This window comes from Sphingopyxis sp. SCN 67-31, from assembly GCF_001725095.1.
Genome location: NZ_MEFH01000116.1, coordinates 1 through 18,641, shown reverse-complemented (window position 1 = coordinate 18,641; position 18,641 = coordinate 1). Strand labels below are relative to the sequence as shown.

Genomic DNA, 18,641 nt, shown 5'->3' with positions numbered 1-18,641 from the left:
CACGCCGAACTTCGGCCGCAAGTCGCTCAACGAGATCAAGGAAGTGCTCTCGTCGATGGGTCTGCGCCTCGGCATGGACATCCCCGGCTGGCCGCCGGAGAATATCGAGGAAATGGCCAAGAAGCTCGAACAGGAGCTGCTGGGGTAATCATCCTCCCCGAAACGGGGAGGGGGACCATGCGAAGCATGGTGGAGGGGCACGCGCTGCGTAAACCTCCTGTGCCCCTTCCACCACCCTTCGGGTGGTCCCCCTCCCCCCGCGGGGGAGGAACGGGAATGGGTCGGCCCGTTAATCGACCTGGTCTGGGCTACCTCATACGGGCCCTTAACGAACGAAGGACAAGAACATGCGTCATAAATCGGGTGGCCGGAAGCTTCAGCGCACCAGCGCGCATCGCATCGCGATGTTCCGCAACATGTCGGCCTCGCTGATCAAGCACGAGCAGATCACGACGACCGTCGCCAAGGCGAAGGAACTGCGCCCCTATATCGAGAAGCTGGTCACGCTCGCGAAGCGCGGCGGGCTCGCCAATCGCCGCCTCGCGCAGAGCCGGCTGATGGACGACACGCAGCTCGTCAAGCTGTTCGACGTGCTCGCCGAACGCTACAAGGATCGCAACGGCGGCTACACCCGCATCATCAAGGCGGGCATCCGCGCTTCGGACGCGGCGCCGATCGCGATCATCGAATTCGTCGACCGCGACGTCGATGCCAAGGGCCAGGATTCGGGTCCGGTGATGACCGACGAGGAACTGGAAGACGCGTAAGCCGCGCCTTTCCGGTGACACAAGATCAAGGGCGGCGTCCATGGGACGGCCGCCCTTTTTCATGGGTTGGAATCGTCATTGCGAGGAGCGAAGCGACGCGGCAATCCAGAGTTGGCGCAAACCGCTCTGGATTGCTTCGCTCCGCTCGCAATGACGAAGGGGGTCAATCTAATGTCATCAGAGTCCAAGGTGATCAGGCTTCAGGTTCGCATCCCACCCGATTCCCCTTGCCCGCCATGGGCCGATGGTTTCATAGGGACGCAAGATTGTTTCCCGACACGATGAGGATCGCCTTGCCATGCACCGCAAAAGCCTGTCCGCGCCGCTGGCGCTGGTTGCCCTGCTCATGACGCCGGGAGCGGCCGGGGCGACCGACGCGGCGGCGCCTGCAAGCGGGCTCGCCTATCCGGCGACCGAACGCGACGGCACCGCCGACACGCAGTTCGGCGTGACCGTCGCCGATCCCTATCGCTGGCTGGAAGACGACGTCCGCGTCGCGCCGAAGGTCGCCGACTGGGTCGCGGCGCAGAACAAGGTCACCGACGCCTATCTCGACACGCTGCCCGGCCGCGACATTTTCGCGAAGCGGATGACCGAGCTCTACAATTACGAGCGCTTCGGCCTGCCGCGCAAGGCGGGTACCCGCTATTTCTATACGCGCAACGACGGGCTCCAGCCGCAGGCGGTGCTCCATGTCCGCGACGGACTGGCGGGCGAAGGCCGCGTCCTGATCGACCCCAACGGCTGGGCGAAGGACGGTGCGACCGCACTGGCCGAATGGGAACCGTCGGAGGACGGCCGGTATCTGCTCTATGCGGTGCAGGACGGCGGCACCGACTGGCGCATCGTGCGCGTCATGGACGTCGCGACCGGCGCCGACACCCCCGACGAGATCCGCTGGGTCAAATTCTCGTCGCTCGACTGGGCGAAGGACGGCAGCGGTTTCTATTATTCACGCTTCCCCGAACCGCAGGCGGGCGAGGCGTTCCAGTCGCTCAACGAAAATCACGCCGTCTATTTCCACAAGCTCGGCACGCCGCAAAGCGCCGATGTGCTGATCCACGCGAGCCCCGATCAGCCGAAGCTGAACCACAGCACGCGCGTCACCGACGACGGCAAATATGTGCTCGTCGTCTCGTCGGAGGGGACCGACGAGCGCTATGCGCTGACGCTCCACCCGGTGAAGGGCGGCAAGGCGATCGCGCTGGTCGACGACTTCGCGAACAATTGGGAATATGTGACCAACCAGGGCCCGCGGTTCACCTTCGTCACCAACAGGGACGCGCCGCGCCAGCGCATCGTCTCGCTCGACATCCGCAAGCCCGGCGCCCTGACCGAGATCGTCCCGCAGCAGGAGGCGACGCTGGTCGGCGCCTCGCGCGTCGGCGACCGCCTGATCCTCTCCTACCTCGGCGACGCGAAGTCCGAGGCGCGGATGGTCGCGCTCGACGGCAAGCCGGTCGCGAACATCAATCTGGCCGCGATCGGATCGGCGGCGGGCTTCGGCGGCAAGCCGGGCGACCCAGAGACCTTCTACGCCTTTTCCAGCTTCGCCCAGCCGACGACCATCTACCGGCTCGACACGGTGAGCGGAAAGACCGACGTCTTCGCGGCGCCGAAGCTCACCTTCGACCCGAAGCAGTTCGCGGTCGAGCAGCGCTTCTACAAGTCGAAGGACGGCACCGAGGTGCCGATGTTCGTCATCCAGAAGAAGGGCATCGACCGGTCGCAGGGCTCGCCGACCCTGCTGTACGGCTATGGCGGCTTCAACGTGTCGCTGACCCCTGCCTTTTCGCCGACGCGGCTCGCCTGGGTCGACAAGGGCGGTGTGCTCGCGATCGCCAACCTGCGCGGCGGCGGCGAATATGGGAAGGCGTGGCACGACGCCGGCCGCCTCGCCAACAAGCAGAATGTCTTCGACGATTTCATCGCCGCGGGCGAATATCTGATCGCAGAGGGGATCGCCGGCCAGGGCAAGCTGGCGATCGAGGGCGGGTCGAACGGCGGTCTGCTCGTCGGCGCCGTCACCAACCAGCGCCCCGACCTGTTCGCCGCCGCGCTGCCCGCGGTCGGCGTGATGGACATGCTGCGCTTCGACCGCTTCACCGCCGGGCGCTATTGGGTCGACGACTATGGCTATCCGTCGCGGGAGAGCGATTTCCGGAATCTGCTCGGCTATTCGCCCTATCACAATATCCGGGGCGGCACCGCCTATCCGGCGATCCTCGTCACCACCGCCGACACCGACGACCGCGTCGTGCCGGGGCACAGCTTCAAATATACCGCCCAGTTGCAGCACGCCGATATCGGGCCGAAGCCGCACCTGATCCGCATCGAAACGCGCGCCGGCCACGGATCGGGCAAGCCGACCGACAAGATCATCGCAGAGGCCGCCGACAAATATGCCTTCGCCGCCAAATGGACCGGGCTGGCCGTCGAATAACGCTGCCTCACTCCGAAAGAACGCACATGTCGCACGCCTTCTCCTTTTCCGCGACCGATCCCGCGATGCTGTGGACCGAGGTGGCCGACGCCGCCGCGGCGCTGGTGGCGGGCGAAACCGACGGCATCGCCAACATGGCGAACGTCGCGGCGCTGGTCTGGCAGGCGATCCCCGACCTCAACTGGGCGGGCTTCTATCGCTTCGACGGTCGCGAGCTGGTGCTGGGGCCGTTCCAGGGCAAGGCGGCGTGCATCCGCATCCCGCTCGACAGGGGGGTGTGCGGTGCCGCCGCGCGGCTGCGCGCGACGCAGCGCGTCGCCGACGTGCAGGCCTTTGCCGGCCACATCGCCTGCGACGCGGCGAGCCGCAGCGAACTGGTCGTGCCGATCGTCGTCGCGGACCGGCTGGTCGGCGTCCTCGATCTCGACAGCCCCCATCCGGGCCGCTTCGCGCCCGAGGATCAGGCGGGTGCCGAGGCGCTGATCGCCCGCGTCGCGCCGGCGCTCGCGGGCTGACATTGGCCCAAAATGGGACGCGCGGATCAGGGTAAACGGATTCGCGAACAAGCCTCGATTTTGCTAACATCCTGTTAACCAATGGCGGATTGCCGCCGGGAAAGGGGATTTGGCATGCGCACCATCTTGTTGCTCGGGGTCGCCGCGGGGTCGCTGCTGCTTGCAGGGCGCGCCAACAGCACGGAGGCGCCCGCTCCGTCGCCATCGCTCGAATATGGCGTGCCCACCGCGACCGACACGCGCGTCTACACCGGCTATCCCGATCGCGTGCCGAGCGAGGTCGAGTATCGCGGCGGCGATTATCCGCCGCCGCCGCCCGGCACGGTCTTTCGCGGCAGCTATGACGCCGAGGGACGCTGGACCGGCACCTGGGACGGCACCTATGAAGCGCCCGACGGGCGGCGCTATCATGGCAGCTACGAAGGCTCGGTCGAAGGCCGGCCGGGCGCGGGCGTCGATTATCCGCCCCCGCCGCCCGGCTATGCGCCTTATTATGGCGGATACGACCATGCCTATGAGGAAGAGATGCAACGGCGCTGCGGCCAGGGGGGCACAGTGGGCGGTGCGGTTGTCGGCGGCGTCGTGGGTGGCATCGCGGGCAATCGCATCGCCGGCCGCGGCAATCGCACCGCGGGAACGCTGATCGGCGGCGGGCTCGGTGCGATCGCGGGCGCCGCGATCGGCGATGCCGCGGATCGCCAGCGGTGCGAGGCATGGCGGGCGAGCCGCGGGGGCTATTACCAGGGCGGCGCCTATCAGCACGGTTACGGCTATGGCTATGGATACGGCTATTACACGCCGGGCGTGGTGGTGACGACGATCATCAACGGCCCGCCGGTGGTGACCGAACGCGTCGAAACGAGCACGCGCACCTATTATGAAACGGTCCCGGTGAAGAAGCGCGTCGTCGCCAAGAAGCGCTGGAAACCGAAACCCAAGCCGCGCTGCGTCTGCTGAGAAAGAGCGTTCGCGCGCAATCGGGTCGCCGCGTATCGAGGGCAGTTCAGCGACGCGAAAGCATCGGCCGCCTAAGGCGGGCGGTGATCGCGGGCGCCATCCCCCTGCCCGCCAAGGAGCGTAGCCGATGCGTAAGCTGACCAGCCTTGCGACCGCCACCGCCATCGTCCTGACCTCGGTCGGCCTGTCCGCCACGCCCGCCGAGGCGCGCAGCCGCCATGGCGGCTGGGGCGGCGGAGGCTGGGGCTATCGCCACCACGACCGGATCGACGCCGGCGACGTGATCGGCGGGCTGTTCGTCATCGGCGCGATCGCCGCCATCGCCAGCGCCGCGAGCCGGGACGGCCGCGATCGGCGTAACCGCGACGATCGCTACGAACCGCCCTATCGTGACGATCCGCGCGACATGCCGCGCTATGAATCGCGCCGCGACGACGCGCCGCGCGCCTATGGCAGCGGCGAAGCCGAAGCGCGCGCCGCCGATGCCTGCAGCTGGGCGGTCGAGGGCGAGATGGGCGACGACGCCCGCGTCGACAGCATCACCGACACCCGGCCGGCCAACGGCGGCGACGGCTGGTATGTCACGGGCACCGCGTCACGCCTGGGCGGCGAGGTGCGCAGTTTCGGCTGCAGCTACCGGAACGGCCGCGTCATCGACGTCAGCTTCGGCTGAGCCGATATCGGCGCCCTTTTGCGTCGGGCTTTCGGCGCATATCTCCTTCACACGAACAAAGGCCCGTTCCCCGGCGCGCCGCTTTTCGAACGGCACCGCAGTTCGCGGCGGGCGCCGGGCGCGGGTCCAAGACTGAACCCCAGATAAGCAGGAAGTTCAGGGCCGCGTCACCGCAGCGGCTCTACAAGGGCTCCAACAGGCAGCGACCGCTGCCTCGTGTGAAGGAGACCGAATATGACCCGGACACCCCTCCCCCGGACCGTCCCGGCCTGGACCAAGGCCGTGATCGGGACAGTCGCCGCGGGCGCCATGCTGAGCGCCACGCCCGTGGTCGCGCGCGACCGCCACGATGACGGCATCGGCGCGGGCGAAATCATCGCCGGTGCGGTGGTGCTCGGCGGGCTGGCCGCGATCCTCGCGTCCGGCAACGACCGCTACGATCGATACGACAGCCGGTATCGCGGCCGCTACGACGACCCTCGCCATGGTTACGGCTATGACTATCGCCGCTATGGCGACAGCCGCAGTGCGGTGAACCAGTGCGTCAACGCCGTGCAGCGCCGCGCGAGCCGCTATGGCCGCGCCGACGTGACCGAGGTGACGCGGATCGATCGCAAGCGCGACGGCTACAAGATCAAGGGCCGGCTGGTGGTGCGCGACGGCTATGGCCGTTGGGGCCGCGGCGGATCCTATGACAAGGGCAAGTTCAGTTGCGACGTGCGCTATGGCCGCGTCCATGACCTCGACGTCTCGGGCCTGCGCCGCTGACGCTTCGTCGCGCTCGGCCCACCGGCGCTTTTCGGCGCGCGGTGGGCCGTTGTCGCCGTGCGGCGGCCCGGCCGCCGCCGCCCGCGTCGCTATATGAAAATTTACCTTCTTCCTTTAGAGCCTGAAACGGGACCATAATTACCGCCGGACGTGGGGGTCGGGCGGCAGTATCGGGTCGCACCATGCCGCATCCAGAGGCCCCCGCCTCGACGGCTCCAGCCGAGAAACGCCGACCGCGTCAGTCGCGGCTGGTGAAGGCTGCGCTCGGGTGCCAGCGGCTCGGCCGGTTCGACGTCACGATCCGCAACGTGTCCGAACATGGTATCGGGGGGCAGGGTCCCTATCCGCTCGAAATCGGCGAGCGGATGACGATCTTCATGCCGGGGCACGATCCGATGCTCGGCACCGTGCGCTGGGTCGCGGACCGGAAATTCGGCATCCAGACCGACCAGCCGATCGAAACCGTCCGGCTGCGCGCGGCGCACGGCGATCAGCTCGTCACCGCGGACGCCAAGGCCGATTTCCAGATCGTCCCCGCGCCGCGGCTGTCGACATGGCGGCCCGGCCTGGGGCTGACGACCAAGCTTCCCGGCCACTACGGGCGCAGCCGCTAAGTACACGAGCACAAAAAAACCGGCGCGGATCGCTCCGCGCCGGGTCCCCCTTTGCCCTGTAGCGATGCGGCGTCAGGCGACGCGGCGCACTTCGTTGCCTTCCTCGTCGATGTCGCGTAGCACATAGCCGCGGCCCCAGACCGTCTCGATGTAGTTTTCGCCGCCGCAGGCGAGCGCCAGCTTCTTGCGCAGCTTGCAGATGAAGACGTCGATGATCTTGAGTTCGGGCTCGTCCATGCCGCCGTAGAGATGATTCAGGAACATCTCCTTGGTCAGCGTCGTGCCCTTGCGGAGCGAAAGCAGCTCCAGCATCTGATATTCCTTGCCGGTCAAATGGACGCGGACGCCGTCGACCTCGACCGTCTTGGTGTCGAGATTGACCGCGAGCTTGCCGGTCTTGATAACGCTCTGGCTGTGCCCCTTCGAGCGGCGGACGACCGCATGGATGCGGGCGACCAACTCGTCGCGGTGGAAGGGCTTGGTGACATAATCGTCGGCGCCGAAGCCGAACGAGCGCACCTTCGAATCCATTTCCGAAATGCCCGACAGGATCAGCACCGGTGTCTGCACCTTCGCGGTGCGCAATTTCTTGAGCACGTCATAGCCGTGCATGTCGGGCAGGTTCAGGTCGAGCAGGATGATGTCGTAATCATAGAGCTTGCCCAGATCGAGGCCTTCCTCGCCCAGATCGGTCGTGTAGACGTTGAAGCCCTCGGTCGTCAGCATCGTATCGATCGCCTTGGCGGTCGTCGGCTCGTCCTCGATCAGCAGTACGCGCATTGGGCACCCCTTAACCTGTTTCCCACGATCATCCCGCGACCTGTCCGCCGGCTATCGTGACGCCCCCGGCCGACCCCTGTTTGCAGGACTGCCGGAACATTAACCATGAAAGCAATGAAGGGAAAAGGTTAATTTTGATTTAATCGCCGGATTCCCGCGAGTCGCGCCCCGCGCACGACAGCTTCAGCGCCTCGACGAGATAGTCCGACAACGCCCGCACGCGCGCGGGGCGGAGGCGCGAGGGCGGCGAAAGCAGGTGGAGATAGGCTTGCGGAAGCGACCAGTCGGTCAGGATCTTCACCAGCGCGCCCGACGCCAGCGCCTCCTCCACGATGAAGTCGGGCAGCACCGCGATGCCGCCACCCGCGACGAGCAGCGGGACCATGACATCGCCGTTGTTCGCGAACAGCGGCCCCGTCGGCAGGACCGTCGCTTCTTCGCGCGCCCGATGGAACCGAAGCGGCGCGGCGCGCTCGCGATGGCCGTAGCCGATCAGCCGATGCCCGCCGAGGTCGAGCGGATGCCGCGGCGTGCCGTGGCTCGCGAGATAGGCGGGGCTTGCCAGCACCGACGCCGCGACCGGCGCGATCGTGCGCACGAGCAGACTGGAATCGGCGAGCGGCGCGATCCGCAGCGCAAGATCGATGCCTTCGGCGATGAGGTCCTGGCGCGCGTCGCTCAGCGCCACCTCGATCTCGACCGCGGGATGGCGTTCGAGGAAAGCGGCGAGCGGCGGGCCGAGCACCTTGATGCCGAAGCTCATCGGCGCCGCGAGCCTGACCGGCCCCGCAAGGTCGAGCCGGTCGCCGCGCGCCGCCTCGGTCGCCGCCGTCGCCGCCGCGACCATCGCGCGCGCTTCGCCGAGCAGCCCCTCCCCCGCCGTCGACACCGTCACAGAGCGCGAGCTGCGGTGCAGCAGGGTGATGCCGAGCGACGCCTCGAGCCGGCTCACCGCCTTCGACACGCTCGCCTTCGACAGACCGAGCGCCCCCGCCGCGGCCGTGAAGCTGCCGCTGTCGGCCACAGCGGCGAAACAGGCCCAGCCTTCATAATCGGGAAGCGCCATCAATACCCCAAATTCGGAAACGATCGTTTTCCATCTACGCTATTCCAGAAACGATCGCCATCGCTATCTTGGCTGCAACACGAAAGGCCGCCGGGACATATGGCCCGTGGCGGCGATGAAAGGACGATGAAAGGACAAGGCCATGATCGATATCCGCAAGTTCGATACGCTGGGCCACGCCGACCACGGCTGGCTCGATGCCCGCCACCACTTCTCCTTCGCCAACTATCATGACGAGGGCCGGATGGGCTGGGGCGCGCTGCGCGTCTGGAACGACGACGCCATCGCGGCGCAGTCGGGCTTTCCCCCGCACCCGCACCGCGACATGGAGATCATCACCTATGTCCGCACCGGCGCGATCAGCCACCGCGACAGCATGGGCAACAGCGGCCGCACCGCGGCGGGCGACGTCCAGGTGATGAGCGCAGGCACCGGGGTCACGCACAGCGAGTTCAACCTCGAGGACGAGGAAACGACGCTGTTCCAGATCTGGATCATCCCCGATCGTCCGGGCGGCGCGCCCGGCTGGGGTCAGCGCGAATTTCCCAAGGCCGACCGTTCGGGCCGGTTCGTGACCGTGGCGAGCGGGATCGAGGGCGACGGCGAAAGTTTCGGGGCCCTGCCAATCCGTGCCGACGCCCGCGTCGCGGCGGCGACGGTGAGCGCGGGCGACCGCGTCGTCTATGACCTCGGCGCCGGACGCCACGCCTATCTGGTCGCCGCCAAGGGCCGCATCCGCGTCAACGGCACGGATGCCGATCCGCGCGACGGCATCGCGATCCGCGACGTCGCCCGGATCGAGGTCGAGGCGATCGACGACGCCGAACTGGTGCTCGTCGACAGCCTCTAGCTCCCCCCCGCTGCTTCGGGCCGCCGCCAATCCCCCTCCCCCGGCGGCGGCCCACCCCTCTTTTTTCAAGGCCGACTGAAAGGACAAGGAAGATGGCAAAGGTTCTGGTGCTTTATTATTCGAGCTATGGGCATATCGAGACGATGGCCGACGCGGTGGCCGAAGGCGCGCGCGCCGCGGGCGCCGAGGTCGATATCCGCCGTGTCGCGGAAACCGCGCCCGAAGCGGTCGTCCAGGCCGCCGGCTTCAAGACCGACACCGCGCACCCGCTGCTCAGCGACCCCAAGGAACTGGCGAACTATGACGCGATCGTCGTCGGCACGCCGACGCGCTTCGGCCGCATGTCGAGCCAGATGGCGAGTTTCTGGGATACCGCCGGCAGCGTCTGGGCGCAGGGCCTGCTGACCGGCAAGGTCGGCGCCGCCTTCACCTCGTCGGCGACGCAGCATGGCGGACAGGAAACGACGCTGTTCAACATCATCACCAACCTGCTGCACTTCGGCCTGACGATCGTCGGGCTCGATTATGGCTATGCGGGCCAGATGGGTGTCGAAGAGGTCAAGGGCGGCGCGCCCTATGGCGCGACGACGATCGCCAACGGCGACGGGTCGCGCCAGCCGAGCGAAGCCGACCTCGGCGGCGCGCGCTATCTGGGCGAACGCGTGGCGCGCACCGCCGCGAAGCTGGCGGCCTGACCCGATGCGCCGTCTGCCGAGCCTGTTCCTTTCGCACGGCTCGCCGATGATGGCGCTTGAGCCCAGTCCGGCGCGGGATTTCCTCGCCGGACTGGGCATCCGTCTGCCGCGCCCCCGCGCGATCCTCGCCGTGTCGGCGCATCACGACGCCGCGCAGGAAGGCGGCCGCGCGACCGTCACCGCATCGCCCCGGCCGCCGACGATCCACGACTTCGGCGGCTTTCCCGATGCGCTTTTCGCGTTGCGCTATCCCGCGCCGGGCGATCCCGCGCTGGCACGGCGCATCGCCGATCGCCTCGCCGCTCACGGCCTCGCCGTCACGGTCGATGCGGAGCGCGGGCTCGATCATGGCGCCTGGATGCCGCTTTCACTGCTCTACCCCGATGCCGACATTCCCGTCGTCCAGCTTTCGATCGCCTCCCACGCGCCGCCCGAATGGCATTATGCGCTGGGGCAGGCGCTCGCTCCGCTGCGCGACGACGGGGTGCTGATCGTCGGATCGGGCAGCATCACCCACAATCTCCGCGCCTATTTTTCCGCACGCCCGCCGATCGACGCCCCGGCGGCGCCCTGGGTGACGGCGTTCACCGACTGGATCGCCGACCGCATGGCCGCGAACGCCGTCGACGACCTGCTGCACGCGGTCGAACGCGCACCGCACGGCCGCGACAATCATCCGACGCCCGATCATATCCTGCCGCTGTTCGTCGCGATGGGCGCGGGCGCGGAAGACGATGGCCTCCACGCCAGGCGGTTGCACGACAGCGTCACCTATGCGGTGCTCGCGATGGACGCCTATGCTTTCGGTGCGGAGCAATAGATTTCAGCGACCTTGGCGCACCCGGCCGCTTCGCCTATAGCGCGGCGATGCTGCTGTCCGACCATGTCCTGTTCCTCGACGGCGAGGCCCTCGTCATCGACAAGCCCGAAGGCCTGCCGGTCGATCCGCCGCGCGACGGCAGCCTCAGCCTCGAGAATCATCTCGACAGCCTGCGCTTCGGCTTCCGGCGCTGGCCGCTGCCCGTCCACCGGCTCGACCGCGACACCTCGGGCTGCCTGCTGCTCGCGCGCAATCCCAAGGCGCACGGCCGCTTCACCCGGGCTTTCGAGGCGCGCGCGGTCGAGAAACGCTATCTGGCGATCCTCGACGGCGTGCCCGCTGGCGACAGCGGCACGATCGACCTGCCGCTCGCCAAGACGTCGAGCGCGGAGACGGGCTGGCGGATGATCGGCGACCCGAAGGGCAAGCCGTCGGTGTCGCACTGGGAAAAGCTCGCCGTCGCGGACGGCCGTGCGCTGCTTCGCTTTCGCCCCGAAACGGGCCGCACCCACCAGCTTCGCGTTCATGCGCTCGAAGGGCTCGGCTTCGCGATCCTCGGCGATCCCGTCTATGGCCGCGGCCGGAAGAGCGATCGCACCCTGCTCCACGCCGAGCGGCTGGTCGTCGAACGTGACGTCAAGCCGCCCATCGTCGCCGAGGCGCCCTTCCCCGACCGCTTCGCCGCGCTGGGCTTCGCGGCGCCCGAAGGCGCGGCGCCGACCCGTGGCTGACATCCCCGAAAGCGCGATCTCCGAACGCTTTCTCGCCGGCTCCGGCCCCGGCGGACAGAATGTCAACAAGGTCGCCACCGCGTGCCAGTTGCGTGTCGACGTTTTCGCGCTCGGCCTGCCCCCCGATGCGTACCGCCGGCTCAGGACGCTCGCCGGGAGCCGGCTGACCGCCGACGGCGAACTGGTCATCCTCGCGCGCCGCTTCCGCACCCAGGAGGCGAACCGCGCCGACGCGCGCGAACGCCTCGGCGAGCTGATCGACGCCGCGCTGGTTCGTCCCGAACGGCGGATCAAGACGAAGCCCAGCAAGGCCGCCAGGGCGCGGCGCGTCGACAGCAAGAAGGCGCGCAGCGCGGTGAAGGCGGGCCGCGGCCGCGTGCGCGGCACCGACTAGGACTCCCCCGTGCACCTCTACCGCCTCGACGCCCCGGCGAGCCGCATGGCCGCGGCCTTCGGGGCGGAGGCCGACGACGATCCATGGGCCGGCGACTATGTCGCGCCCGGCCGCCCGGCCCCGGTGATCGTCGGCGACGGGCGCGGCGGGACGCGGTGGCGGCTGCGCCCGCGATTGTGGGGCGTTCCGCCGCCCGCGTCGGGCACGCGCCCCGTCACCAGCGTCCGCAACCTGTCGAGCCCGTTCTGGATCGGCACGCTACGGCATCCCGAGCTTCGCTGCCTCGTCCCCGCAACCAGCTTCGCGCTGTGGTCGGGCCCCGCCGGCGCGCGGCGCCAGCACTGGATATCGCTCCGCGCCCGGCCGCTCTTCGCCTTCGCCGGCATAGTGCGCGACGCGGCGGACTGGCCCTGCTTCGCGGTGCTCGCCACCGATCCCAACAGCTTCGTCGAGCGCCTCGGCGGGCAGGCGATGCCGGTGATCCTGAATCCGGAGGATCACGCCCGCTGGCTGACCGCCGACTGGCGCGATGCGGCCGGACTGGTCGCCGCCTGTCCGGGGCATTGGATGGAAATGGGACCAACGCCGCCTTAACCAGCCCGTTTCACCATGCCCGTTGACCTTGCGATAACCATCGGATCGCTAGACCGGAGACGTTCGAATCATTCGAAAGGTCGATCCGCCGTGCCGAACCGCAACGCCTTTGCCGTTCCCACCGACACACGCCGCGCCGAGCGCGCCTCGATCGACGGGCGCGTGCGCTTTCGCGAAGCGGGGCAGAATCCGTTCGACGCCGAACTGTTCGACCTGTCGTCGACCGGGTTCCGCATGTTCACCTTTTCGCGGCAGACGGTCGGCAGGCGCATCTGGGTCAGCCTGCCGGGGCTCGAACCGCGCGAGGCGGTGGTGCGCCGCGCCGCCGGCGACAATTACGGCTGCGAGTTCGTCGAGCCGCTGCACCCGTCGGTCGCGAGCCACCTCCAGACCAAGCTCGGCCGGTAGGCGCCGACGTCGGGATCAGCCCTCAGGCTGCTCCGACTTCCTGAGGATATGCGCCCATTCATCGGGCGTGACGCGCCCGACCGACAGGCGCGACAGGCGGACAAGGTCCATGTCGGCAAGCTTCGGGTCGGCCTTGATCGCCGCAAGCGTTACCGGATGCGCCAACGCGCGCACCGGCTCGACGCGCACCACGACCCAGGGCGAGCCCGCCTCTGCGGTCGGATCGGGGAAACTCTCCTCGGTGATCCGCATGATCCCGACGCACGCCTTGCCGATGTTGCTGTGATAGAAGAGCGCCTCGTCGCCGACCTTCATCGCCTTCATGTTCAGCTTGGCGCTGTGATTGCGCACGCCGTCCCAGATTCCCGTCCCGTCCTTGACGAGATCGTCCCAGCCATAGACGTCGGGTTCGGATTTCATCAGCCAATATTGCTTGCCCATGGCCGGGGCTTAGCCGAGCGGCGCGCACGGTGGAACCGCCTTTTTCCCTTTCCCGGCACCGGCGGAAAGCCTAGATCGCAAGGGGACGCGAACATGGCAATCGGCATCGCGTCAACGCATCGAACAATGGATACAACAGCATGACCGCCGCCGTCCCCGTCATCTCCCTTTCGCTGCCTGCGGACCGCTTCGCGCAGGATTTCGGCGCTTCGTTCGAGCGGTTCGGTTTCGCGATGATCACCGACCACGGCATCGACCCCGCGCTGATCGACGCCGCCTGGACAAAGGCCAGGGCGTTCTTCGCGCTGCCCGAAGAGGCGAAGCGCGCCTATCATCTCGGCGGGCTGGGCGGCGCGCGCGGCTATACGCCCTTCGGGGTCGAAATCGCGAAGGGCGCGAAGGAGGTCGACCTCAAGGAATTCTGGCACGTCGGCCGCGACCTGCCCGAAGGCCATCCGCTCGCCGCGCAGCAGCCGAACAATGTCTGGCCGGACGAGGTCCCGAGCTTTCGCACCACCTTCGAAACGCTGTTCGCCGAATTCGATCGCGTCGGCGGCCGGCTGCTCTCCGGCATCGCGCGCTATCTGGACCTCGCGCCCGATTTCTTCGACGCGACGGTGCAGGACGGCAACAGCGTGATGCGCCTGCTCCACTATCCGCCGGTCGAAGGGCCCGCGAAAGGCATCCGCGCCGAGGCGCACGAGGACATCAACACGATCACGCTGCTGCTCGGTGCCGAGGAGGCGGGGCTCGAAATCCTCGACAAGGACGGAAGCTGGCTGCCCGTCGCGCCGCCGCCCGGCGCGATGGCGGTCAATGTCGGCGACATGCTGCAGCGACTGACCAACAACCGCCTGCCCTCGACCACGCACCGCGTCCGCAACCCCGACGCCGGCCGCGCCGGCGTCGCGCGCTATTCGATGCCCTTCTTCCTCCATTTCCGTTCGGACTATCCGATTCGGACGCTGGAGAATTGCATCGATGCCGCGCACCCGAACCTCTATCCGACGCCGATCACCGCCGACGCCTATCTTCAGGAGCGGCTGCGCGAGATCGGGTTGAAGACATAGGGCGCAGTCAGCAGAGGTCCATGTCGGAGTGCGTCCTCTGAACTTCGTCATGCTGAACTTGTTTCAGCATCCATGGCCGGGACTCGAAATCGGCGCCGCGCCGAAGGAAAAGGCAGACCATGGACCCCCGGATCGGGTCCGGGGCAGGCTCTGAAACAAGTTGGCATCTATACCCTTCCGGCAAGTCAGGAGCCGTTCCCCGGCGAAAGCCGGGGTCCAGATGGCAAAGCGCTGCTTCGCATGGACCCCGGCTTTCGCCGGGGTACAGTCACCTGTCGAAAAGGGATAATTGCCAAAACAAGTTCAGGGTGACGAGAAAAGAAATATCGCGCTTCGGCTGATACCCGGCATTCTCCGAAATTCGCGCAGAGGCGCGAAGATCGCAGGATGAAGCGCGCGCGCCTCTGCGATCTTTGCGCCTCTGCGCGAAATCCAATGCAAGGCCTTCGCCCCCGCGCAAGCGGGTGGCGATGGTTCCTATCGGTCGAAACTGGCCGCCCTCACCGCTCCGCCCAATAATCGAACACGTCCTGCTGCTGCTCCTTGATGAAGCGCGCCGCCGCGGCGCCCTCCCACGGACCGTCATAGCCCAGAAGCAGCGCGGTGCCGCCGACCCACCAGCCCTGCCCCGGCAGGCCGTCGCTTTCGCGCACCACCAGCACCGCGAGGTCGGGCTCGCCGTCGAGCGCGCACAGCCGGTCGACCTCGGCCAATGTCCGGCACACCGCGCGCATCTTGGGCCGGGTGAAGCGGAAGCCCAGTTCGCCGAGCAGCTCCGAATAGCTGACGGGGCGTCCCTCGCGCGCTGCGTCGGTCAGGATCGCGCGGATGCGCGGCGCATCGCCGAGCGCGCTCGCATCCGCCGGGACGACCGCATCGCCCAATCCCTCGTCGCGCTTGCTCCCGGCGGCCATGCCGTGCCGTCTCCCTTTCGCATCGCGGTTTCCCGCGACCCCTGCCACTGCGAAATGGGCGAAAGGGGAACGACGCGCAAGTCAAAGCAAAGCGGCTTGCGGTGGTCCGGCCTTTCTGCTCCCTTTCCGGCAACAGGGAGATACGCCATGAAATGTCCGACCGCACTGCTGACCTTGCCGTTGCTGTTCGCCGCGCCCGCGATGGCGGCGGACGCGCAACCGCGCCCCGATCAGCTTGCCTTCCGCGACATCTACAAGGAACTTGTCGAAACCGACACGACGCTGTCGGCGGGAAGCTGCACCCTCGCGGCCGAGCGTATGGCGGCGCGGCTGACGGCGGCCGGATTCGCCGACAGCCAGCTCACCCTCTTCGCGGACCCCGCGCATCCGAAGGAGGGCGGCCTCGTCGCCGTCTATCCCGGCACCTCGAAGACGGCGAAGCCGATCCTGCTGATCGCACATATCGACGTGGTCGAGGCGAAGCGCGCCGACTGGGAGCGCGACCCGTTCCGGATGGTCGAGGAGGACGGCTATTTCTATGGCCGCGGCACCGCCGACGACAAGGCGCAGGCGGCGGTATGGGTCGACACGCTGATCCGGTTCCGGAAGGAAAATTACAAGCCGAAGCGCACGGTCAAGGTCGCGCTGACCTGCGGCGAGGAGACCAACGGCGCATTCAACGGCGCCGAATGGCTCGCCGCGAACCGGCGCGACCTGATCGACGCCGAATTCGCGCTCAACGAAGGCGGCGGCGGCGACAGCGACGGCAAGGGAAAGGTGATCGGTCAGTCGGTGCAGGTCGGCGAAAAGACCTTCGCCAATTTCCGCCTCGAAACCCGCAACCCCGGCGGCCACAGCTCGGCGCCGGTGCCCGACAATGCGATCTATCAGCTCGCCGCGGCGCTGACGAAGATCGGGCAATATGCATTTCCTCTCGAGATGACCGACACGACGCGCCGCTTCTTTGCGGAGGCGGGTGCGGCGCGCGGAGACGAGACGGGCCGGGCGATGGCCGCGCTGGCGAAGGATCCCACGGACAAGGCGGCGGAGGCGATCGTCAACGCGGATCGCTTCCTCCATTCGAACCTGCGCACGACCTGCGTCGCGACATTGCTCGACGGCGGCCACGCTCCCAACGCGCTGCCGCAACGCGCGGGCGCGAACGTCAACTGCCGCATCTTCCCCGGCCACCCGATCGAGGAGATCAAGGCCGAACTCGAACGCGTGATCGGCGACCCCGGCGTTACCGTGACGCAGCTGCCGCCCAAGCGCCCCGCGCCGCCCGCGCCGCCGCTCGACCCCAGGGTGATCGGCCCGATGCAGACGCTGGTCGATAAATACTGGCCGGGGCTGAAGGTCATTCCGGCGATGGCGAACGGCTATACCGACGCGACCTTCCTCGGCGCCGTCGGCATCCCGACCTATGGCATTCCCGGCATGTGGGGCGACCCCGACGGCAATGGCGCGCACGGGCTCGACGAGCGTATGGGGGTGCGGTCGGTCTATGTCGGACGCGACTATATGTTCGACCTCGTCAAGGCCTATGCCGACAAACCCTGACGGCAGGGGCGCGATCGCGGCCCGACAATCATATATTGCGAGTCATTCGCAAGTATGACATGCTCCTCGCCGGAAGAGGACAGGCATGGCCAGGATCGACAGCATCGCGGCGATCGAGGCGGCGGTGGGCAAGGCATCGTCCGCCATCGACCTCAAGGTTATCGACCATGTCGATGCCACCGCGCAGCGCTGGCTCGCGGCTTCGCCGCTGATGTTCGCCGGCCTCGGCGACGGCGGCGGCGTGACGCTCACGCTGGGCGGCGGGGCGGCCGGATTCGCGCGAAGCGACGGGGCGATGCTGGCGGTGCCGCTCGACCGGATCGACGACCCCGCGGCCATCAGGGCCGGCGCCGGTTTCGGCTCGCTGTTCCTGCTTCCCGGCATCGGCGAAACGCTGCGCATCAACGGCCGCGTCGTCGCGGTGGCGGACGGCGAGGCGCAGATCGCGGTCGAGGAATGCTATGTCCATTGCGCCAAGGCGCTGATCCGTTCGGCCTTCTGGCACCCCGATCCGCCCGGACAGGCGATCGGCGACGCGGGCGCTTTCGCCGCCGCGAGCCGCTTCATGGCGCTGGCGACGGTCGATCCCGACGGACATGCGGACCTCAGCCCCAAGGGCGATCCGGCGGGGGCGCTCGCGCACCTCGACGGGGACGCGCTGTGGTTCGCGGACCGGCCGGGGAACCGGCGGACCGACAGCTTTCGCAACATCATCGCGCAGCCGCGCATCGCCGCGGCGCTGCTGATCCCCGGTTCGCACCGGATCGTGCGGATCGCCGGCACCGCGACGCTGACCACCGACGAGGCCGCGCGCGAACGCTTCGCGGTGCAGGACAAGGTGCCGCGGCTCGCGGTGCGGATCGACGACCTGCGCGTCGCGCTGGGCGAAAGCGCCGCCCTCGCCCGCGCCCCGCTGTGGCCGGGCGCGCCGCCGCCCGCCGATATCCGTCCCGCGAAGATGTTCGTCGAGCATATCCGGCTCAACCGCGCCAGGGGGCTGGGCGCGCGGATCGCGAGCGCCGTCACCTCGATCCCCGGCCTGATGCAGAAGGGGCTCGACAAGGATTATCACGACAACCTCTATTGATCGTCCCGCGATAGCCCTTTGCCATGTGCCGTGCGGCTTGCTATCGGCCGCGGGTAATGGCGACAACCGACGACGACCTTCCTCCCTCGGCCCCCGGCGACAGCATTGATACCCCGTTCGACAGCGCGCTGTCCGAACGCTATCTCGTCTATGCGCTGTCGACGATCACCGCGCGCTCGCTGCCCGATCTGCGCGACGGGCTGAAGCCCGTCCACCGCCGCTTGCTGTGGGCGATGCGCGCGATGCGCCTCGACCCGTCGCAAGGTTACAAGAAATCGGCGCGCGTCGTCGGCGACGTCATCGGCAAGTTCCACCCGCACGGCGACACCGCGGTCTATGACGCGATGGTCCGCCTCGCGCAGGATTTCTCGCTGCGCTATCCGCTCGTCGACGGCCAGGGCAATTTCGGCAACATCGACGGCGATAACGCCGCCGCCTATCGCTATACCGAGGCGCGGCTGACGCGCGTCGCGATCGACCTGATGCAGGGGCTC

22 protein-coding genes and 1 pseudogene are annotated in these 18,641 nt (G+C 67.9%); 19 read left to right on the top strand and 4 right to left on the bottom strand.

All coding sequences use genetic code 11. The features are described 5' to 3' along the window. The 8 genes and pseudogenes from ABS88_RS20460 to ABS88_RS20425 all read left to right on the top strand — a co-directional run. A pseudogene (locus ABS88_RS20460) lies at nt 1-148 on the top strand (DNA-directed RNA polymerase subunit alpha); the annotation flags it as partial. Nucleotides 149-347: 199 nt separating this feature from the next. Further along, on the top strand, nt 348-767 hold the full coding sequence (gene rplQ, locus ABS88_RS20455; protein ID WP_067105459.1) for a 50S ribosomal protein L17: 420 nt from the start codon (nt 348-350) through the stop codon (nt 765-767). A gap of 298 nt (nt 768-1,065) precedes the next feature. Then, nucleotides 1,066-3,210 carry a prolyl oligopeptidase family serine peptidase gene (locus ABS88_RS20450; RefSeq protein ID WP_076076426.1) on the top strand — a complete coding sequence of 715 codons (2,145 nt, stop codon included), beginning with the start codon at nt 1,066-1,068 and terminating at the stop codon, nt 3,208-3,210. A gap of 26 nt (nt 3,211-3,236) precedes the next feature. Further along, nucleotides 3,237-3,725: a free L-methionine (R)-S-oxide reductase MsrC gene (msrC, locus tag ABS88_RS20445; RefSeq protein WP_286750438.1), complete on the top strand. Its 489-nt coding sequence runs from the start codon at nt 3,237-3,239 to the stop codon at nt 3,723-3,725. A 114-nt stretch (nt 3,726-3,839) separates the two neighbouring features. After that, nucleotides 3,840-4,682 carry a glycine zipper 2TM domain-containing protein gene (locus ABS88_RS20440; protein WP_076076431.1) on the top strand — a complete coding sequence of 281 codons (843 nt, stop codon included), beginning with the start codon at nt 3,840-3,842 and terminating at the stop codon, nt 4,680-4,682. A gap of 127 nt (nt 4,683-4,809) precedes the next feature. Next, nucleotides 4,810-5,355 (top strand): hypothetical protein, encoded by a 546-nt coding sequence (locus ABS88_RS20435; protein ID WP_076076434.1) that lies wholly within the window; start codon nt 4,810-4,812, stop codon nt 5,353-5,355. Between the two features lie 234 nt (nt 5,356-5,589). Then, complete coding sequence (locus ABS88_RS20430; protein WP_076076436.1) at nt 5,590-6,123, top strand: hypothetical protein; 534 nt, start codon at nt 5,590-5,592, stop codon at nt 6,121-6,123. A gap of 182 nt (nt 6,124-6,305) precedes the next feature. Further along, nucleotides 6,306-6,737, top strand: coding sequence for a PilZ domain-containing protein (locus tag ABS88_RS20425; RefSeq protein ID WP_076076439.1), 432 nt, complete (start codon nt 6,306-6,308; stop codon nt 6,735-6,737). 72 nt (nt 6,738-6,809) lie between these two features. Here the strand turns inward: ABS88_RS20425 and ctrA are convergent, their stop codons facing one another. Together ctrA and ABS88_RS20415 are read right to left on the bottom strand one after the other, a co-directional pair. After that, nucleotides 6,810-7,517 carry a response regulator transcription factor CtrA gene (gene ctrA / locus ABS88_RS20420; protein ID WP_003040277.1) on the bottom strand — a complete coding sequence of 236 codons (708 nt, stop codon included), beginning with the start codon at nt 7,515-7,517 and terminating at the stop codon, nt 6,810-6,812. A 139-nt stretch (nt 7,518-7,656) separates the two neighbouring features. Then, on the bottom strand, nt 7,657-8,583 hold the full coding sequence (locus tag ABS88_RS20415) for a LysR family transcriptional regulator (protein ID WP_076076441.1): 927 nt from the start codon (nt 8,581-8,583) through the stop codon (nt 7,657-7,659). 142 nt (nt 8,584-8,725) lie between these two features. On the opposite strand from ABS88_RS20415, the gene ABS88_RS20410 reads away from it, so the two are divergent. From ABS88_RS20410 to ABS88_RS20380, 7 genes are all read left to right on the top strand, one after another. After that, nucleotides 8,726-9,433: a pirin family protein gene (locus ABS88_RS20410; protein WP_076076444.1), complete on the top strand. Its 708-nt coding sequence runs from the start codon at nt 8,726-8,728 to the stop codon at nt 9,431-9,433. A 92-nt stretch (nt 9,434-9,525) separates the two neighbouring features. Then, nucleotides 9,526-10,128: an NAD(P)H:quinone oxidoreductase gene (wrbA, locus tag ABS88_RS20405; RefSeq protein WP_076076446.1), complete on the top strand. Its 603-nt coding sequence runs from the start codon at nt 9,526-9,528 to the stop codon at nt 10,126-10,128. Between the two features lie 4 nt (nt 10,129-10,132). After that, a complete protein-coding gene (locus ABS88_RS20400) occupies nt 10,133-10,948 on the top strand; it encodes a DODA-type extradiol aromatic ring-opening family dioxygenase (RefSeq protein WP_076076449.1) in 816 nt (271 codons plus the stop codon). A 47-nt stretch (nt 10,949-10,995) separates the two neighbouring features. Continuing rightward, nucleotides 10,996-11,679 (top strand): RluA family pseudouridine synthase, encoded by a 684-nt coding sequence (locus ABS88_RS20395; protein WP_104959798.1) that lies wholly within the window; start codon nt 10,996-10,998, stop codon nt 11,677-11,679. Further along, on the top strand, nt 11,672-12,073 hold the full coding sequence (gene arfB, locus ABS88_RS20390; protein ID WP_067112444.1) for an alternative ribosome rescue aminoacyl-tRNA hydrolase ArfB: 402 nt from the start codon (nt 11,672-11,674) through the stop codon (nt 12,071-12,073). Before ABS88_RS20395 ends, arfB begins: the two co-directional genes overlap by 8 nt. A 9-nt stretch (nt 12,074-12,082) precedes the next feature. Further along, on the top strand, nt 12,083-12,667 hold the full coding sequence (locus ABS88_RS20385) for an SOS response-associated peptidase family protein (protein WP_158682259.1): 585 nt from the start codon (nt 12,083-12,085) through the stop codon (nt 12,665-12,667). A 90-nt stretch (nt 12,668-12,757) separates the two neighbouring features. Beyond that, complete coding sequence (locus ABS88_RS20380) at nt 12,758-13,075, top strand: PilZ domain-containing protein (RefSeq protein WP_158682261.1); 318 nt, start codon at nt 12,758-12,760, stop codon at nt 13,073-13,075. A 15-nt stretch (nt 13,076-13,090) separates the two neighbouring features. Here ABS88_RS20380 and ABS88_RS20375 read toward each other — a convergent pair whose 3' ends face one another. Continuing rightward, nucleotides 13,091-13,516, bottom strand: a complete 426-nt coding sequence (locus tag ABS88_RS20375; protein ID WP_067112435.1) for an EVE domain-containing protein — start codon at nt 13,514-13,516, stop codon at nt 13,091-13,093. A gap of 140 nt (nt 13,517-13,656) precedes the next feature. On the opposite strand from ABS88_RS20375, the gene ABS88_RS20370 reads away from it, so the two are divergent. Next, nucleotides 13,657-14,586 (top strand): isopenicillin N synthase family dioxygenase, encoded by a 930-nt coding sequence (locus tag ABS88_RS20370; RefSeq protein ID WP_104959800.1) that lies wholly within the window; start codon nt 13,657-13,659, stop codon nt 14,584-14,586. Between the two features lie 500 nt (nt 14,587-15,086). Here the strand turns inward: ABS88_RS20370 and ABS88_RS20365 are convergent, their stop codons facing one another. After that, a complete protein-coding gene (locus tag ABS88_RS20365) occupies nt 15,087-15,500 on the bottom strand; it encodes a ribose-phosphate pyrophosphokinase (RefSeq protein WP_076076462.1) in 414 nt (137 codons plus the stop codon). 147 nt (nt 15,501-15,647) lie between these two features. On the opposite strand from ABS88_RS20365, the gene ABS88_RS20360 reads away from it, so the two are divergent. From ABS88_RS20360 to ABS88_RS20350, 3 genes are all read left to right on the top strand, one after another. Further along, on the top strand, nt 15,648-17,060 hold the full coding sequence (locus tag ABS88_RS20360; protein ID WP_076076465.1) for a M20/M25/M40 family metallo-hydrolase: 1,413 nt from the start codon (nt 15,648-15,650) through the stop codon (nt 17,058-17,060). A gap of 85 nt (nt 17,061-17,145) precedes the next feature. After that, nucleotides 17,146-18,147 carry a pyridoxamine 5'-phosphate oxidase family protein gene (locus ABS88_RS20355; RefSeq protein ID WP_286750437.1) on the top strand — a complete coding sequence of 334 codons (1,002 nt, stop codon included), beginning with the start codon at nt 17,146-17,148 and terminating at the stop codon, nt 18,145-18,147. A gap of 56 nt (nt 18,148-18,203) precedes the next feature. Continuing rightward, on the top strand, nt 18,204-18,641 hold a 438-nt coding region (locus ABS88_RS20350; RefSeq protein WP_286750436.1), incomplete at its 3' end, for a DNA gyrase subunit A.

Coding starts and splice junctions, on each gene's coding strand:
- rplQ (WP_067105459.1), top strand. CDS start 348: ATGCGTCATAAATCGGGTGGCCGGAAGCTTCAGCGCACCAGCGCGCAT.
- ABS88_RS20450 (WP_076076426.1), top strand. CDS start 1,066: ATGCACCGCAAAAGCCTGTCCGCGCCGCTGGCGCTGGTTGCCCTGCTC.
- msrC (WP_286750438.1), top strand. CDS start 3,237: ATGTCGCACGCCTTCTCCTTTTCCGCGACCGATCCCGCGATGCTGTGG.
- ABS88_RS20440 (WP_076076431.1), top strand. CDS start 3,840: ATGCGCACCATCTTGTTGCTCGGGGTCGCCGCGGGGTCGCTGCTGCTT.
- ABS88_RS20435 (WP_076076434.1), top strand. CDS start 4,810: ATGCGTAAGCTGACCAGCCTTGCGACCGCCACCGCCATCGTCCTGACC.
- ABS88_RS20430 (WP_076076436.1), top strand. CDS start 5,590: ATGACCCGGACACCCCTCCCCCGGACCGTCCCGGCCTGGACCAAGGCC.
- ABS88_RS20425 (WP_076076439.1), top strand. CDS start 6,306: ATGCCGCATCCAGAGGCCCCCGCCTCGACGGCTCCAGCCGAGAAACGC.
- ctrA (WP_003040277.1), bottom strand. CDS start 7,517: ATGCGCGTACTGCTGATCGAGGACGAGCCGACGACCGCCAAGGCGATC.
- ABS88_RS20415 (WP_076076441.1), bottom strand. CDS start 8,583: ATGGCGCTTCCCGATTATGAAGGCTGGGCCTGTTTCGCCGCTGTGGCC.
- ABS88_RS20410 (WP_076076444.1), top strand. CDS start 8,726: ATGATCGATATCCGCAAGTTCGATACGCTGGGCCACGCCGACCACGGC.
- wrbA (WP_076076446.1), top strand. CDS start 9,526: ATGGCAAAGGTTCTGGTGCTTTATTATTCGAGCTATGGGCATATCGAG.
- ABS88_RS20400 (WP_076076449.1), top strand. CDS start 10,133: ATGCGCCGTCTGCCGAGCCTGTTCCTTTCGCACGGCTCGCCGATGATG.
- ABS88_RS20395 (WP_104959798.1), top strand. CDS start 10,996: ATGCTGCTGTCCGACCATGTCCTGTTCCTCGACGGCGAGGCCCTCGTC.
- ABS88_RS20375 (WP_067112435.1), bottom strand. CDS start 13,516: ATGGGCAAGCAATATTGGCTGATGAAATCCGAACCCGACGTCTATGGC.
- ABS88_RS20370 (WP_104959800.1), top strand. CDS start 13,657: ATGACCGCCGCCGTCCCCGTCATCTCCCTTTCGCTGCCTGCGGACCGC.
- ABS88_RS20365 (WP_076076462.1), bottom strand. CDS start 15,500: ATGGCCGCCGGGAGCAAGCGCGACGAGGGATTGGGCGATGCGGTCGTC.
- ABS88_RS20360 (WP_076076465.1), top strand. CDS start 15,648: ATGAAATGTCCGACCGCACTGCTGACCTTGCCGTTGCTGTTCGCCGCG.
- ABS88_RS20355 (WP_286750437.1), top strand. CDS start 17,146: ATGGCCAGGATCGACAGCATCGCGGCGATCGAGGCGGCGGTGGGCAAG.